The sequence below is a fragment of the Bradyrhizobium sp. Rc2d genome (assembly GCF_900099855.1).
Taxonomy (GTDB): Bacteria; Pseudomonadota; Alphaproteobacteria; order Rhizobiales; family Xanthobacteraceae; genus Bradyrhizobium.
This window is the reverse complement of sequence record NZ_FNCU01000072.1, coordinates 19,847-35,324: the sequence shown is the minus strand read 5'-3', so window position 1 is coordinate 35,324 and position 15,478 is coordinate 19,847. Positions and strand designations below refer to the sequence as shown.

The window sequence follows — 15,478 nt, the reverse complement described above, 5'->3', positions numbered from 1 at the left end:
CGCCAAGACCGCCCGGATCATCTGGGCCATGCTGGTCAAAGGAGAAACCTACCGAGACCGCGCGAGCGCGCCGGCTGCGGCCTAGTTGAGGGGCAACAGCCGCCGCGCTCGTGCTCCATGCCTATCGGAAGGGCACTAAAGGTGTGATGGCAAATGGTCTGGAAACCGGGATCGAAACACTCCGCATCGTCATCGCGCGTCACAGCGCGCCGCAATGATTGGAATTCGATCAGCGATCTCCATCAGGGCCCGCGGTCAATGGCCGCTTCTCGAGGCCGTATACATGACCGCTCCCCGATTCATTTGCTGAAGCACCAAAAAGCCCTTGCCGAGAGGGGGCCGTCCATACATGACGATGTTGAAGCAGCTGCGCGCCAAACCTCGCTCTCGTGCCCCGGACGCAGCGCAGCGCTTTTTAGCGGTGCGCTGCAGAGCCGGTGCTCATGTTGCACCGAGTTGCGCGGCTTGCTGGGTCCCGGCTCTGCGCCGCAACGCTAAGGACGTTGCAGCGCGTCCGGGACACGCGAGAGACGAGCGCGGCCGAATGAATTCACAAATACCGCGTCAGCTCGGCCTTGAACTGGCCGTAGACCGCGTCCTCGATCTGGCTGCGCGTGATCCCGATGTCGCGCAGGGCGCGGTCGTCGAGCTCGTTCAGCGTCTTGACAGCGGAGCGGCGCTCCAGGCGGTCGAACAGCGCGTAGACGGCGATGGCGAGCGTGCTGAAAAATCCGCTCGATGAGGATGGGCGTAAACTCCGCCCGGCAGTTTGCGAGATAATGGTCATTGTTCTTCTCCGGCCTATCGTCCCGCGCGGCGAAGCCGATGCCGTTGGCGCAGACGCTTCGAGCGCTTGCACCTCATTTGCCGTCGGATTGCTCTCGCTCTCCTCGGCTCAATCGCGGAACTTGATGGAACTTAAATGCTCCAGTACATTGCTCGGAGCAAGGAAAACATTGCTCTCGGTGCAATAATGTCCAAGTTCGAGTACGTGAAGCTTGCCGATGCCATTGCCGTCGATATCGCTAACGGCACGTTAAGGCCCGGCGATCGGCTGCCGCCGCAGCGCAATTTTGCCTATGACCGCGGCATCGCGGTCTCGACCGCGAGCCGCGTTTACACCGAATTGCTCCGCCGCGGGCTCGTGGTCGGCGAGGTCGGCCGCGGCACATTCATCTCCGGCGACATCAGGCGCGAGGTCGAGACGATCAGCGAACCGGCCGACGCGCGCATAAACTTTGAAGTCAATTACCCGCTGCTGCCACAGCAATGGGCGATGATCGCCAAGAGCCTTGCGGGTCTCGAGCGCGTCGACGCGCTCGAATCCGCGCTGCGCGTCTCGACCAGCACTGGCACCAAGAGCGCGCGTGTTGCGGCCGCCGCCTATCTCTCGCGCAAGGATTTTACGCCACAGGCCGAGCAGATCGTCTTCACCGCCAACGGCAAGCAATCACTCGCGGCCGCGCTCGCGGCGCTCGTTCCCGCCGGCGGGCGCTGCGGCGTCGAGGCGCTGACCTATCCTTACATCAAGAGCATCGCCGCGCGGCTCGGCGTGACGCTGGTCCCGATTCCCGTGGACGAGCACGGCGCGCGGCCCGACGCGATCCAGAAGGCGCATCGCGAGGCGCATCTGTCGGCGCTGTATCTCCAGCCCATCATCCAGAACCCGCTCGGCGTCACCATGAACGCGACGCGGCGCGCCGACATCATGCGGGTTGCCGAAAAGCTCGATCTCACCATCATCGAGGACACCGTCTACGGCTTCCTCGCCGACGACACGCCGCTCGCCGCACTCGGTCCGGACCGCTGCATCGTGATCGACAGCCTGTCCAAGAAGGTCGCGCCGGGCCTCGCGCTCGGCATCCTCGTCGCACCGCCTCACTTGCGCGAAAGCGTGATGAGCGCGGTCCGCACCGGTGGCTGGATCGCCTCCGGCCACGCGCTCGCATCCGGGCAGCGGCTGATGGCCGACGGCACCGTCGCCGAGCTGACGCGGCTGAAGCGCATTGACGCCGCGCGCCGCCAGCAGACCGCGGCAAGGCTTTTGGCGGGCTACCAACTCGCCGCCGACCCGCGCTCATACCATCTCTGGCTGACACTGCCGCCGCATTGGCGCTCGCAGACCTTCGTCGCGGCGGCGGCCCGGCGCGGCATCGCGCTGACGCCGTCCTCGACCTTCGCAATCGCGCATGGTCATGCACCGAATGCGGTGCGGCTCGCGCTCGCCCCGCCCTCGCCCGAGCAGCTCGATTCCGGCCTACGCACGATCGTGTCGCTGCTCGGCACCAAGGAAGAGGATTTCGACTCGACGGAGTAGCGATCGGTCTATGGCAGCAAGGATCGGGGCAGTTGATCGAAGCTGTAGCTCCGCGGCTGGTTGCGCCACACGAAGCCGCCGACCTGCCAGGCGAACAGTGCGGCAAAGCCGAGGATGAACAGCGCGCCGGCGAGCTCGCCGATCATCAGCGCGCGGATCAACAGACCCGCCATCGCCACCGTCAGCGCCGCCAGGAAGCCCAACACCGCCGCATAGGTCTTGCGGCCGAGGCCCGCGCTCAGCGTCGCCCGGCCCCCCGCCTTCGCCATCCGTTCATGCAGCGCGACGAGAAAAGCGCGAAAGCCGCTGTCCTGCGGCGCCATCAGCGCCGCGGTCTGCCAGCTCGTCGACAGGATCGCGATGCGCCCACCGCTGGCGTGGCTGACATCGGCGCGAAAGCGGTGCTGCTGCATCGACACCGGGCGAAACGACAGCCGGATCGCCGAGATCTCGTCGTAGCGCCATAGCGCGGAGCGCCCGGCGACGTGCCAGGACAGCCCCTGCTCCGTCAGCTCGAAGCGATGTGCCGAGCCGATCAGCGACGGCTTATAGGCATAGCTCGTGACTGCCTCAGCATCCGAAACCTGCATCTCGACAATCAATCCCGTCCGCGCGATCCGTATGCGATCCGCTTGCGCGACCGCCCTCGCCCATCCTACAAGCGGGGCATGGCTGAGACGACCTTTTTTCCGCGTCGCCTGATTCTCGGCGCCGCAATGATCTCCGGCGTGCTACTCGCGCTCGCGGTGCACATGCTGGGCGCGCGCTACGGGCTCGACCTCGGCGGCCTCTGGCGCTCCGACGCGCATGAGTTCATCCCGGCCGGCGCGGCAATCGCCTGGTGGCTGATCGCGACCGTCGGCTTTTCCGGCGGCTATTTCACGGCGACCATGATGCAGAGCGCGATTTCCGGACAGATCCCGCAACGGATGCGCCAATTCCTGATCGCGGTCGGCGTGCTGCTGCTTGCGGGCGCGGGCCAGGTGGCCTCGGCACCGAGCCCGATCCCGACCGTCTCGAGCGTGCTGGCCGGGCTCGCTGCGCTGTGTCTCGGCGCCGTGATGGCATTTTGCGGCGCGCATTTCGCACTGCGCCGCGGCTAGACCATCAAGCCGACGCGCGTAGCCGCGGGCCGTCCAGCATCATCGCCACATCGGAAGCAGGCCGCGGCTTGCTGAACAGATAGCCCTGCGCCTGGGTGCAGCCTTCGCGCCGGAGCAGCTCGAGCTGCGCGTCGTTCTCGACGCCTTCCGCAGTCGTGACGATACCGAGGCTGCGGCCGAGGCCGGTCACGGCGCGGATGATCGCCATGGAATCTTCGCGCGTCGCCAGCTCCGACACGAACGAGCGGTCGATCTTAATCTTGTCGAACGGGAAGCTGCGCAAATAACTCAGCGACGAATAGCCGGTGCCGAAATCGTCGAGCGAGATCCGCACGCCCATGGCGCGCAACTCGTGCAGGGTCGTCAGCGTCGCCTCGCTGTTCTGGAGCAGCACCGATTCGGTGATCTCGAGCTCGAGGCGGCGCGCATCGAGTCCCGAGGCGGCCAGCGCCTCGGTCACCGATGCGATCAGGTTCGGGCTCTTGAACTGCACCGGCGAGAGATTGACGGCGACGTCGACATCGTCGGGCCAGGTGGCCGCGTCCGTGCAGGCGGAACGCAGCACGAACTCGCCGAGCTGAACGATCAGTCCGGTCTCCTCGGCCAGTGGGATGAAGCTGATGGGCGCGATCAGCCCGCGCTGCGGGTGGTTCCAACGCAGCAGCGCCTCGAAGGCGACGACACGGCCGCTCGCGACGTCGCGGATCGGCTGATAATACACTTCGAACTCGTCACGCTGCAGCGCCGCGCGCAGATCCATTTCCAACAGGCGCCGCGCCTGCGCGCGGGCATCCATGCCGGTCTCGAAGAAGCGATAGGTGCCGCGGCCGTCCGCCTTGGCGCGGTAGAGCGCGAGGTCCGCGTTCTTCAGGAGTTCGTCCGGATTGTTGCCGTCCTGCGGCGCCAGCGCGATGCCGATCGAGACGCCGATCACGATCTGATGGTCGTCGATCTCATAAGGTGCCGAGATCACCTCGACGAGGCGCCCGGCAAGGGACCTCGCAGCGGTTTCCTCGGAACGTCCGATCTGGACCACCGCGAACTCGTCGCCGCCGAGCCGCGCCACGGTATCGTGTTCGCCGACGGTCGTCTTCAGCCTGCGGCCGACCTCCTTGAGCAGCGCATCGCCGATGGGATGGCCGAGCGAGTCGTTGATGTCCTTGAAGTGATCGAGATCGAGACAAAGCACCGCGAGCTGATCGCCCGAACTGGTCCGGCGCAGCCCCTGCTCGAGCTGTTCGTGGAACAGCACGCGATTCGGCAGGCTGGTCAGTGCGTCATGGCGCGCCATGTGCGAGATCTTGGCCTGCGCCTCGAGCCACTCAGTGATGTCCTCGAAGGTCGCGACCCAGCCGCCGCCCTGCATCGGCTGGTTGACGACGCGGATGGAGCGGCCGAACCGGTTGACGACGTCGGTCGTGGTGCGGCCCTCGCGCGCGTCGGCGACGAGGCGAGTGAAGAATTCATCCGCGTCGCCCTGCCACTGGCCCTTGGCCTGCTCTTCCCTGAGCACGTCGACCAGAAGGCGGCCGGCGAGCAGGATGTCGGTGCGACGGAGCATCGCGGCGTAGCGCTCGTTGAACAGGATGATCTTGCCGTCCGCGTCGAACATGCACAGTCCCTGCGACATGTTCTCGAGCGCGCTGTCCAGCACGATCTGCTGGCGCCCCAGTGCGCCCTTGGCGCGGCGGTCGAGCAGCGCGGCCACGAGCGCAATCGCGATGATCGCGACCGCGGCGCTGGCGGTGAGGAAGGACAGCGAGGCCGGCGGGATGGAAAGCCCGCTGATCGCGCGCGTCGGGTCCGGCGTCAGCAGCACCGCGCCCATCGCGGTGAAATGATGCGCGACGATGGCAACCGTCAGCAGGGTGGTCGCCGACAGCGCATGGGAGAGGTCGTCGCGCCGCGCGGCGATGAACAGTGCGAGGGCCGCAAAGAGGATTCCGAACAGCACCGAAGCGGCAACCGTGCTTCCGATCCAGTCCACCCGTGCCGGTATCTCCAGCGCCGCCATACCGGTGTAATGCATCGCGGCTACACCACTGCCCACGATCGCGCCGCCAAGGGCGATCCACACCGGGCGCGAGGACGATACCGCGATGCTCAGTCCCACGAAGGTCACGGAGATCGCAAGGATCAAGGAGAGGAGCGTCACCGGGATGTTGTAGGCGCCGGCGCCGCCCGGCCCATAGGCGAGCATCGCGATGAAATGCGTCGCCCAGATGCCGCATCCGCTGACGGCGGCATCCAGGGCGATCCAGGCCAGACGCGCGGGGCCGTGCGTCGCGCGTGCGCGCTGAAACAGGCTGATCGCCGCCGCGCTGGCGAGCAGACACACCGCGCCGCCAAGCGCGACCAGTCGCCAATCGTGCTCGTCGGTGAGACAAAAGAGAACTTGATACATTGCCGGCCCCTATCAACCGGCACTTGACCCGACAGAGATGGACGATCGGTAACTGGCTACAAACCTGTTCGGGGAATGGTGAACGGGAGATGTGTGTGTTCGCTCACATTGTTCATCCTCGCGCCGGCGCGCCGATTCCGATCACGCCGGCGGCGATCAGCAAGACGGCCGCCGAAATGACCAGCGACAGATGCAGCCCCGTCATGAACGCACGGTCCGCCACCAGGGAACCAAACAGAGCAACGCCGAGCACGCTGCCGGTCTGCCGCGTCGCGTTCAGGACGCCGGCCGCGATGCCGGAACGCGCCTTCTCGACGCTGCCGAGCAGCGTCGACGTCAGCGGCGGCACCAGGAGGCCGAGCCCGCCGCTGATCGCGATCATCTGCGCGCAGACCGCCCAATAGCTGGTCCCGGCTTCGATCCAGAGCAGGCCGAGACAGCCGAGGGCCGAGATGCAGGCGCCGACGACGATGGTCGGACACGGACCGATGCGCTCGGAAAGGCGCGGCGCCAGCAGATTGACCGGCAGCACCGCCGCCATCATCGGCACGAAGGCAAGTCCGGTCCACCACGCCGACAGCCCGTTGATCCTCTGGAAATACAGGCTGAGCACGAAGATCAGGCCGTAGATCGCGATGTTCACCAGCAGCCCCACGAGCGAGGTCAGCGTGAACAGCCGGTGGCCGAACAACGACAGCGGCAGCATCGGCTGCGCCGCGCGACTCTCGCGCCAGACAAAGAGCACGGCGAGAACGGCGGCTCCGACAAAGGCTGCGATCACGGCTGGATGGTCCCAGCCGAGCGCCCCGCCTTCGATGATTGCGCCGGCGAGCGCGCCCAGCGCACCGATCGCGGCCAGCTGGCCGAGCAGATCGATCTCGCGCGAGCGCGCCCGCGTGGTCTCGCTGGCGTAACGCCAGCTCAGCCACAGGCCGGCGAGCCCGATCGGCAGATTGACCAGGAAGATCGCGCGCCAGCCGACCAGTGTGATCAGCGCGCCGCCGACTAAGGGACCGGCGGTGAGCGCAAGGCTTGCTCCGGCGGCCCAGACTGCAACGGCGCGACCACGCTCGCGGTCGTCCGCATAGGCATGATTGAGCAGCGCAAGAGAATTCGGCACCAGGATCGCCGCCGCCAGGCCCTGAACCAGCCGTGCTGCGATCAGCACGACCGCATTGGGCGACAGCGCGCAGGCGAGCGAGGCCGCGGTGAAGATGGCGAACCCCGCCATGAAGACGCGCTTGGCGCCGATCCGGTCGCCCAGCGCGCCGGCCGTCAGGATGAAAGCGGCAAACGCGATGGTGTAGGCGCTGACCACCCATTGCAGCTCGGCAACACCGCCGCCGAGCGCCCTGCCCATGGCATCGAGCGCGGTGTTGACGATGGTGACGTCGAGCTGCACCACGCCGTAGCCGAGGCTCATCGCGGCAAGCGTGAGCGAGGTTGCACGATGCGAGCCGGCACGCGGGGCGGCGCGCGCGTTGTCCACGGTTTGATATTTGATGGTGCTTGCTCGCATGCTGCCACCTCGATTGCAGCCCCATGCGAAATATACGCTTCCGGCCCGCCGTCATGTTTCGATAATGGACGAATGATGGATGGAGCGGTGCAGCGCAATCGCCTCCCAACGGGGTCATCGCCCGCCTTGTGCGCAGTTGCGCACTGGGGCGGGCGATCCAGTACTCCGCGGCGGGAATTGTGAATCCAATTGGCGCCACGGAGTACTGGATGCCCCGCCTTCGCGGAGCATGACAGTGGATGGTGAAAAAGCAGAAGCGCCGCGCGAACCATCGCGCGGCGCTTCGTTGACTACACCTTCATCAGCTCGCCGCGCGCAGATTCACCTTGCTCTCGGCGAGTGTGGTCAGCTTCCTGTCGGTTGCCTTCTCTTCCTCAAGCGTCTTGGCCAGTACCGCCGCGCAGTCATTGCGGCCGAGCTGCTTGGCCCAGGCGATCAGGCTGCCGTAGCGGGCGATCTCGTAATGCTCAGCGGCTTGGGCCGCATTGATCAGCGCGGCATCGAGCACGGCCCTGTCGGCAACCTCGCCGGCCGTCTCGTCGGCTTCCTTGATGATGCCGTCGATGGCCGGGCAGTCGACTGCCTTCACGGCGACGCCGTGCATCTTGAACACCTCCTCGAGACGCGTGACATGCTGTTTGGTTTCATCGAGGTGCGTCAAAAAGCCCTGTTTCAGCTGCGGATCGGTAGCCTTGCTTGCCATCTTCGGCAGCGCCTTGGTGAGCTGCTGCTCGGCGTAATAGATGTCCTGGAGTTGGTGCACGAACAGGTCGTTCATGGTTTTGATGTCTTTTGTGAACAGTCCCATCGTTCCGTCCTCTCGGTTTCGGGAACACGGCGGTATCGGCCTGCACGAAAGGCCCCATTATTCCGCCATGTTCGGTTGCTGATCGGGCCCAACGAGCACGCGGCATCGACGTTCCAAAACGCCCATCGCTTGCGCTGGAACAATGTGGATGGCGGCAGGATTTGAAACCATCCTCTTGAACATGAATGCGCCGTCTCTTGAACATCAATGCGCCGTCCGAACCGCGTTTCGCGACTCATATGCTTAACGCGCGTCAGATGTGAACCTCATATGACAAAAGTGGCTGGTCCAACGTAGAACCTATTGTTGTCAAGGGCTGCACAAGCCGCTGTTTTTGCCTTAAATGAGCTGGATCATGCCAACCGATCGACGCCTGCCTTTGGCCGTCATCGTACCCGACCGGCCAATGCCTGGCTGGATCGGTCTTGCCCCCCGCCGGGAGGATGAATGCACGGACTGCTGCCCGCGCTGAGACGCGGCTTCAATAGATGGATCGGCTGGCGACGGCTCGGCATTGCCGCGAGCGTCTGCATCATCGCCTTCGCGGTCACCACGCTGGTGCGGACCCTCAAGGGCATCGAGACCGGGATCATCCTGACGGCGTTGACCGAGATTCCCCGTGGAAGTATCGGGCTGGCGGCGATCTGCGTCTTCTTCGCGTTCTGCACCCTGACCTTCTACGACTTTTTTGCACTGCGAACGATCGGCAAGAAGCACGTTCCCTATCGCATCGCGGCGCTCTCCAGCTTCACGTCCTATTCGATCGGCCACAACATCGGCGCCACCGTCTTCACCGGCGGCGCGATCCGTTTCCGGATCTATTCGGATTACGGCCTGAACGCGATCGACGTCGCGAAAATCTGCTTCCTGTCGGGCCTGACCTTCTGGCTCGGTAACATCTTCGTGCTCTCGATCGGCATGGCCATCCATCCGGATGCGGCGTCCGCGATGGATCAGCTGCCGTCGTCGATCAACCGACTGATCGCGCTCGGCGGCCTCGCCTCGATCGGTTCTTATTTGGTCTGGCTTTGCATGGGCGAAAAGCGGCGCGAGCTCGGCCAGAAGGGTTGGAAGGTGGTGCTGCCCTCGACGCCGCTGACGCTGGTGCAGATCCTGATCGGCGTGGTCGATCTCGGCTTCTGCGCCACGGCGATGTACCTGCTGATGCCGGCCAATCCGCAAATCGACTTCATGTCGCTCGCCGTGGTGTTCATCCTGGCAACGCTGCTCGGCTTTGCCAGCCACGCGCCCGGCTCGATCGGCGTGTTCGATGCCGCCATGCTGTTAGCGCTGCCCGAATTCGGCCGCGAGCAGCTTCTGGCGACACTGCTGGTGTTCCGCCTTCTCTATTTCGTGATCCCGTTCGGCCTCGCCATCTCCATCATGGGCACGCGCGAACTCTGGATGAACGTGGTCGCGCCGTGGCAGGAGCGGCGACGGCTGGCGGAGGCCTGCGCCCAGGCCAACCTGCCCCAGCAGGTGGCCGCGATGGAGCGCGAGCGGACGCTGCGGCAGGCCGGCAAGCGATAGGCGGGTCAGCAGGAGCGTCAGACTAAGGTTGCGGGCGGGGCAGCAATCCTCTCTTATTTCCGCCCCAACTTTGCCGTTGAACACGCGGACCATGATCCCTCTCCCCTTTCGCACCCTCTGTGCAGGCGCCCTGCTGCTTGCCGGGATTCTGTCCGCCTTGCCGCTCGAGCGCGCCGCCGCGCAGGACGCCGGCGCCATGCAGATCAGTTGGGAGGTGCGCAACCGCTTCCGCCTGTTCCGCGAAGAGCGCGATTTCCTGCTCCATGTCGAGAATGCGCGTAACCGCAGCATCCTGGCCGCCGAGCAGTCGCTGGAGCTTCAGAGCGAGGGCCGCGGCTGGGCCCGCAACATGGTCAATCGGCTCTGCATCGACCTCCAGGGCCGGGTCAACCAGCCCTGCACCCGCGACAATGTCAAGGAGAACTACCTCACCCCGATCGACCATCCCGTCACCGTGCGCCTCGTCGGCGGAGTGCCGGTCGGCGCCACCTGCGCCTGGTCGTTCGACGATGGCGACGGGCCGCAAGCCTCGACTTTCGACTGCGCCGAGCCGGTCAATTTGCGCGTCCGCTACGGCAAGCAGACGGTCGCGACCGTCGATGTCTCCTCCGGCTCCGATCCGACCCAGCGGGTCCAGGCCGAGATCCAGGTCCGCGACATCTTCGTCGCCGGCTTAGGAGACAGCATCGCCTCCGGCGAAGGCAATCCGGACCGGCCGCTGGCGCTGTCGGACGAAGGTTTTTGCTTCCGCTCCTATCTCGGTACCGCCGGCGCGCAGTACTACCGGCCGAGCCGCCACGGCTTCAAGGGTGGCCGCGCCTGCGAGGCGCCGGATACGCTCGCCAACTGGCAACGCTACAGCGCGCTCTGGTTCAACGCGCCCTGCCACCGCTCGCTCTACAGCTATCAGGCCCGCACCGCGCTGGCGCTCGCGGTGCGTTACACCCACATCGCCGTGACCTTCCTGCCGCTCGCCTGCACCGGCGCCAGCATCGGCGACGGACTGCTCGGCTCGCAGCGCGCCCGCGAATGCCCGCCCGGCAAGACCGGCGTCTGCAACACCAGCGTGAACGCGCAGGTCGCCGAGCTGCGCGAAGCGCTCACCGCGGCGAAGAAGCGCCAGCCCGATCGCACGCTCGATCTCGTGCTGTTGTCGGTCGGTGCCAACGACGTCTATTTTTCCGGTCTCGTCGCCGACGTCATCGTCGACACCGCGACCGAGCGCGCGCTGTTCCGCCGCTCCGGCGTGATGGCAAGCGTCGACGATTCCCGCGATGCGCTGACGCGCGAGCTGCCGCAGAATTTCGTCAAGCTGCGCGAGGCGCTGAAGCCGCTGGTCGGTGGCGATCTCTCGCATGTGGTTTATGTCTCCTACGCCAACCCGGCGCTCGCCGATGGCGGCGTGCCCTGCCGCGGCGGCCGCGCCGGCTTCGACATCCATCCATCCTTCAACGCCGACCCGCAGCGCCTGGCCCGCGTCTCGACCTTCGTCGACACCGAATTCCTGCCGCAGCTGAAGGGGCTCGCCACCTGCACCCGCGGCGCGCTCTGCCGTGATCCCGAAGCCGACCGCATGACCTTCGTCGACACGCATCAGGCGGCGTTCGCCGATCACGGCTTCTGCGCTCATTCGGGCAACGATCCCGAATTCGACCGCACCTGCTTTGCCGAGAACGGCCAGAGCTTCAATCCCGACATCGTGACGGCGGCGAGCCAGCCGATGCTGTGCGGGCGCGGCGCTTCGGAATACCGCGCCTATCTGCCGCGCGCACGCTGGATCCGCGACGCCAACGACAGCTATTTTGCCGCGATGACCTATCCGCAAGGATTGCCGGCCGCGAGCCAGCCGACGGACATCCACGACGCGACCTGGGGCGTGCTCTCCGCCGTCTATGGCGGCGCCGTGCATCCAAGCGCCGAGGGCCACGCCGCGATGGCGGATGCCGCACTGCCCGCCGCGAGCGCCGTGCTCGGCCTTGACGCCGCTCCGCCGGATGTGACGCGCGGATTTCTGCCGCAGCTGCTACCGAGTGCGCGGCAGTAGTTCACGCTAGCTCCACACGATCGGTGTCATCGCCCGCGCAGGCGGGCGATCCAGTACTCCGCGGCAGGCGTGATTAAATCGAGGAGCCGCGGCGTACTGGATTCCCCGCCTTCGCGGGGAATGACAGCGGAGTGCGTGGAGAGCGCGTTTGCAATTTCCACGTAACGTTCCCCTCTCCCTGCCGTTCCATCAATCCAAAAACGGCATCGATCGATACTGCCTTCAACTTGGACACTTTGCCGCGCGCGCCTCTAGGAGTCGCCTTGAGGAAATGTTCGAGTTCTAAGGAGGCGCGTGATGAGCGCAGTGGTGTCCGCAGCGGACGTGAAGAGGTCTCGCGTCAGGCTGTTCATCGTGACCATGTTGTTCCTGGTCACCACCGTCAATTATGCCGACCGCGCCACGCTGTCGATCGCAGGCTCCGCGCTCTCCAAGGAGCTGCATCTCGATCCCGTCGCCATGGGCTACATCTTCTCGGCGTTCGGCTGGTCCTATGTGATCGCGCAGGTGCCGGGCGGCTGGCTGCTCGACCGCTACGGCTCGCGCCTCGTCTATGCCTTCAGCATCATCGTCTGGTCGGTCTTCACGATGATGCAGGGCTGGGTCGGCTTCTTCAGCGCCGGCACCGCCGTTCTTGTGCTGTTCGCATTGCGCTTCCTGGTCGGCATCGCCGAAGCGCCCTCCTTCCCCGCTAACGCCCGCATCGTCGCCGCCTGGTTTCCCGGCAATGAGCGCGGCACCGCGTCGGCGTTCTTCAACTCGGGACAGTATTTCGCGACCGTGATCTTCGCGCCGCTGATGGGCTGGATCGCGCACGCCTATGGCTGGCGTTTCGTGTTCTTCGTAATGGGCGCGCTCGGCATCGTCATGGGCCTGGTCTGGATCAAGAGCATCTATGGCCCGAAGGAGCACCCTTCGATCAACGACGCCGAGTTCGACTACATCAAGGAAGGCGGCGCGCTGGTCGATCTCGACGCGCCCAAGGACGATCTGCTGCGCGAGCGTGCCCCCGGGGCCGGCTCCGGCTGGGACCACATCCGCCAGTTGCTCTCCAACCGCATGATGCTCGGCGTCTATCTCGGCCAGTACTGCATCAACACGCTGACCTATTTCTTCCTGACCTGGTTTCCGGTCTACCTCGTCAAGGAGCGCGGCCTGTCGATCCTGCAAGCCGGCTTCGTCGCGACGCTGCCTGCGCTGTGCGGCTTCATCGGCGGCGTGCTCGGCGGCATCATCTCCGACGCCATCTTGCGCAGGACGGGCTCGCTGACCATGGCGCGCAAGATGCCGATCGTCGGCGGCATGCTGCTGTCGATGTCGATCATCGCCTGCAACTATGTCGACGGACAGGCGCTCGTGGTCGGCTTCATGGCGCTCGCCTTCTTCGGCAAGGGCATCGGCGCGCTCGGCTGGGCGGTCGTCTCCGACACCTCGCCGAAGGATGCCGGCGGCGTCTCCGGTGGCCTGTTCAACACCTTCGGCAATCTCTCCTCGATCACCACGCCGATCGTGATCGGCTACATCCTGGCCGCGACCGGCTCGTTCAACGGCGCACTGGTGTTCGTCGGCCTCAACGCGCTGGTGGCGGCGTTCGCCTATCTCGTGGTCGTCGGCAAGATCGAGCGCGTGACGCTCAAACGTTCCTCCTGAGGGCTCCCATGGGAGCTTGACCAGGCAACTCAACGGCGGCTTCCCAGCCGCCGTCTTTGTTTTGGGGGTGATCGATGCTAGAAGTGCCGGGGAAACGCCTTATCCATCTAAGGCATGTATCGATGTTCGACCTCAACCAGCTCCGCTGTTTCGTCACGGTGGCGGAGGAACTGCATTTCGGCCGCGCCGCCGCGCGGCTGAACATGACGCAGCCGCCACTGTCCCGGCAGATCCAAGTGCTCGAGCACATCATCGATGCGCCGCTTCTGGAGCGCACCAGCCGCTCGGTGCGCCTGACGCCTGCGGGGCGCAGCTTCCTGCCGGAGGCGCGGCGCATCCTCAAGCTTGCGGAAAGCGCCTCGCAAGTCGCACGCCGCATCGCGCTCGGCAAGACCGGCTCGCTGAAGATCGGCTTCACGGCCGCCGCGGCTTACGGCTTCCTGCCTGAGCTCGTCGCCGCCTGCCGCGCGAAATTGCCGGAGGTGGACTTCTCGCTGAAGGAGATGGTGTCGGGCGACCAGTTCGAGGCGCTGACTTCGGGCCAGATTGACGCCGGCCTGCTCAGGCCGCCGATCGCGCGGCCCGAGCTTGCCAGCCGCCGCGTCGTCGCCGAGCCCCTGCTCGCGGCGATCCCCAAGAAACATCCGCTGGCGGGCGCCGACAGCATCACCATCAAGGATTTCGACGACCAGCCCTTCGTGATGTATTCGCCCTACGAGAGCCGCTATTTTCACGATCTGCTGGTGGCGCTGTTCACTCGCGCCGACGTGCTGCCGCGCTACGTCCAGCACCTCAGTCAGATCCACTCGATCCTCGCCATGGTGCGTGCCGGCCTCGGCCTCGCCATCGTGCCGGCGGCGGCGGCAAGCCTGAAGATCTCCGACGTGCGGCTGCGGCCGCTGAAGCTGCGTACCCGCGTGCCCGTCGAGCTCTTCATAGTCTGGCGCCGCGACGACGAGAATCCGTTGCTCTCGGCCCTCGTCAAAATCGCCGGTGAATTGTCCTCCGTGGAGGTGGCAGAGGATTGATACTCAATCTGCATCGGTCGATATAGGCTTTGGCTTGGACGCGCATCGAACGGTCTCCTAAACACCGGGCGCATGGACGCGCAGGCTTGCGTCCTCCACAACACGCAAGAAGGGAGCCGCGCCCATGAGCAAGATGACCCCGCAGGAAATGGCCCAGAAGATCGGATCGGGCCTCCTGTCCTTCCCCGTCACGCCGTTCAGGGCTGACTACTCCTTCGATGAGGCGACCTACCGCGCCAACATGGACTGGCTGTGCGGCTATGACGTCGCCGGCCTGTTCGCCGCCGGCGGCACCGGCGAGTTCTTCTCGCTGACGCCGACCGAGGTTCCGCAAATCGTCAAGGTCGCCGTCGAGGAAACTAAGGGCCGCGTGCCCGTGCTCGCCGGCACCGGCTACGGCACCGCGATCGCCCGCGAGATCGCCGTTGGTGCCGAGAAGGCCGGCGCCGATGGCCTGCTGCTGCTGCCGCCCTATCTGACCCATTCCGAGCAGGAGGGCCTCGCCGCCCATGTCGAGGCGGTCTGCGCCGCCGTGAAGATCGGCGTCATCGTCTACAACCGCGACAACGCCATTCTCCAGCCCGACACGCTGGCGCGCCTCGCCGAGCGCTGCCCGAACCTCGTCGGTTACAAGGACGGCATCGGCGACATCGAGCTGATGACCCGCGTCTACACCAAGCTCGGCGACCGCCTGACCTATATCGGCGGCCTGCCGACCGCGGAGACCTTCGCGCTGCCCTATCTCGACATGGGCGTGACGACTTATTCCTCGGCCGTGTTCAACTTCGTGCCGGAATTCGCCACCAACTTCTACGCCGCCGTGCGCAAGCGCGACCATGAGACGATCCATGCCGGCCTGAAGAACTTCATCCTGCCGCTGATCGCGATCCGCAACCGCAAGAAGGGCTATGCGGTTTCGATCATCAAGGCCGGCATGAAGGTGATCGGCCGCGATTCCGGTCCGGTCCGTCCGCCGCTCACCGATCTCGCCGAGCAGGAGACGGCGGAACTGACCGCGCTAGTGAAGAATCTGCCCGCCATCCGATCGACACAACAGGCGGCAGAATAACGGACG

General features: G+C 65.6%; 12 protein-coding genes. 7 read left to right on the top strand and 5 right to left on the bottom strand.

What is annotated here, in order from left to right:
• Positions 1-550: 550 nt before the first annotated feature.
• On the bottom strand, positions 551-787 hold the full coding sequence (locus BLV07_RS42795; RefSeq protein WP_091898539.1) for a DUF1127 domain-containing protein: 237 nt from the start codon (positions 785-787) through the stop codon (positions 551-553).
• 186 nt (positions 788-973) lie between these two features.
• Here BLV07_RS42795 and BLV07_RS42790 point away from each other — a divergent pair, with 186 nt between their 5' ends.
• Positions 974-2,317 carry an aminotransferase-like domain-containing protein gene (locus BLV07_RS42790; RefSeq protein ID WP_176946130.1) on the top strand — a complete coding sequence of 448 codons (1,344 nt, stop codon included), beginning with the start codon at positions 974-976 and terminating at the stop codon, positions 2,315-2,317.
• Between the two features lie 8 nt (positions 2,318-2,325).
• On the opposite strand, the gene BLV07_RS42785 is transcribed toward BLV07_RS42790, so the two are convergent.
• Positions 2,326-2,907, bottom strand: a complete 582-nt coding sequence (locus tag BLV07_RS42785; RefSeq protein ID WP_091898542.1) for a hypothetical protein — start codon at positions 2,905-2,907, stop codon at positions 2,326-2,328.
• A 78-nt stretch (positions 2,908-2,985) separates the two neighbouring features.
• On the opposite strand from BLV07_RS42785, the gene BLV07_RS42780 reads away from it, so the two are divergent.
• Positions 2,986-3,420, top strand: a complete 435-nt coding sequence (locus BLV07_RS42780; RefSeq protein WP_091898535.1) for a hypothetical protein — start codon at positions 2,986-2,988, stop codon at positions 3,418-3,420.
• Between the two features lie 4 nt (positions 3,421-3,424).
• On the opposite strand, the gene BLV07_RS42775 is transcribed toward BLV07_RS42780, so the two are convergent.
• The 3 genes from BLV07_RS42775 to BLV07_RS42765 form a co-directional block, all read right to left on the bottom strand.
• Positions 3,425-5,824 carry a bifunctional diguanylate cyclase/phosphodiesterase gene (locus tag BLV07_RS42775; protein ID WP_091898533.1) on the bottom strand — a complete coding sequence of 800 codons (2,400 nt, stop codon included), beginning with the start codon at positions 5,822-5,824 and terminating at the stop codon, positions 3,425-3,427.
• Positions 5,825-5,936: 112 nt separating this feature from the next.
• Entirely contained in the window at positions 5,937-7,343 is a 1,407-nt protein-coding gene (locus tag BLV07_RS42770) for an MFS transporter (protein WP_091898531.1), read from the bottom strand.
• Positions 7,344-7,644: 301 nt separating this feature from the next.
• Positions 7,645-8,151 (bottom strand): YciE/YciF ferroxidase family protein, encoded by a 507-nt coding sequence (locus tag BLV07_RS42765; RefSeq protein ID WP_091898529.1) that lies wholly within the window; start codon positions 8,149-8,151, stop codon positions 7,645-7,647.
• 447 nt (positions 8,152-8,598) lie between these two features.
• Between BLV07_RS42765 and BLV07_RS42760 the strand changes: the two genes are divergently transcribed.
• The 5 genes from BLV07_RS42760 (at position 8,599) to kdgD (ending at position 15,472) form a co-directional block, all read left to right on the top strand.
• Complete coding sequence (locus BLV07_RS42760; protein ID WP_091898527.1) at positions 8,599-9,681, top strand: lysylphosphatidylglycerol synthase transmembrane domain-containing protein; 1,083 nt, start codon at positions 8,599-8,601, stop codon at positions 9,679-9,681.
• Between the two features lie 91 nt (positions 9,682-9,772).
• Positions 9,773-11,725: an SGNH/GDSL hydrolase family protein gene (locus tag BLV07_RS42755; protein ID WP_091898525.1), complete on the top strand. Its 1,953-nt coding sequence runs from the start codon at positions 9,773-9,775 to the stop codon at positions 11,723-11,725.
• A 297-nt stretch (positions 11,726-12,022) separates the two neighbouring features.
• Positions 12,023-13,375 carry an MFS transporter gene (locus tag BLV07_RS42750; protein WP_176946129.1) on the top strand — a complete coding sequence of 451 codons (1,353 nt, stop codon included), beginning with the start codon at positions 12,023-12,025 and terminating at the stop codon, positions 13,373-13,375.
• Positions 13,376-13,497: 122 nt separating this feature from the next.
• Complete coding sequence (locus BLV07_RS42745; protein WP_091898521.1) at positions 13,498-14,403, top strand: LysR family transcriptional regulator; 906 nt, start codon at positions 13,498-13,500, stop codon at positions 14,401-14,403.
• 124 nt (positions 14,404-14,527) lie between these two features.
• Positions 14,528-15,472 carry a 5-dehydro-4-deoxyglucarate dehydratase gene (kdgD, locus tag BLV07_RS42740; protein ID WP_091898519.1) on the top strand — a complete coding sequence of 315 codons (945 nt, stop codon included), beginning with the start codon at positions 14,528-14,530 and terminating at the stop codon, positions 15,470-15,472.
• Positions 15,473-15,478 lie beyond the last annotated feature (6 nt).

Coding starts and splice junctions, on each gene's coding strand:
- BLV07_RS42780 (WP_091898535.1), top strand. CDS start 2,986: ATGGCTGAGACGACCTTTTTTCCGCGTCGCCTGATTCTCGGCGCCGCA.
- BLV07_RS42755 (WP_091898525.1), top strand. CDS start 9,773: ATGATCCCTCTCCCCTTTCGCACCCTCTGTGCAGGCGCCCTGCTGCTT.
- BLV07_RS42765 (WP_091898529.1), bottom strand. CDS start 8,151: ATGGGACTGTTCACAAAAGACATCAAAACCATGAACGACCTGTTCGTG.
- BLV07_RS42770 (WP_091898531.1), bottom strand. CDS start 7,343: ATGCGAGCAAGCACCATCAAATATCAAACCGTGGACAACGCGCGCGCC.
- BLV07_RS42795 (WP_091898539.1), bottom strand. CDS start 787: ATGACCATTATCTCGCAAACTGCCGGGCGGAGTTTACGCCCATCCTCA.
- BLV07_RS42775 (WP_091898533.1), bottom strand. CDS start 5,824: ATGTATCAAGTTCTCTTTTGTCTCACCGACGAGCACGATTGGCGACTG.
- BLV07_RS42760 (WP_091898527.1), top strand. CDS start 8,599: ATGCACGGACTGCTGCCCGCGCTGAGACGCGGCTTCAATAGATGGATC.
- BLV07_RS42785 (WP_091898542.1), bottom strand. CDS start 2,907: ATGCAGGTTTCGGATGCTGAGGCAGTCACGAGCTATGCCTATAAGCCG.
- kdgD (WP_091898519.1), top strand. CDS start 14,528: ATGAGCAAGATGACCCCGCAGGAAATGGCCCAGAAGATCGGATCGGGC.
- BLV07_RS42745 (WP_091898521.1), top strand. CDS start 13,498: ATGTTCGACCTCAACCAGCTCCGCTGTTTCGTCACGGTGGCGGAGGAA.
- BLV07_RS42790 (WP_176946130.1), top strand. CDS start 974: ATGTCCAAGTTCGAGTACGTGAAGCTTGCCGATGCCATTGCCGTCGAT.
- BLV07_RS42750 (WP_176946129.1), top strand. CDS start 12,023: ATGAGCGCAGTGGTGTCCGCAGCGGACGTGAAGAGGTCTCGCGTCAGG.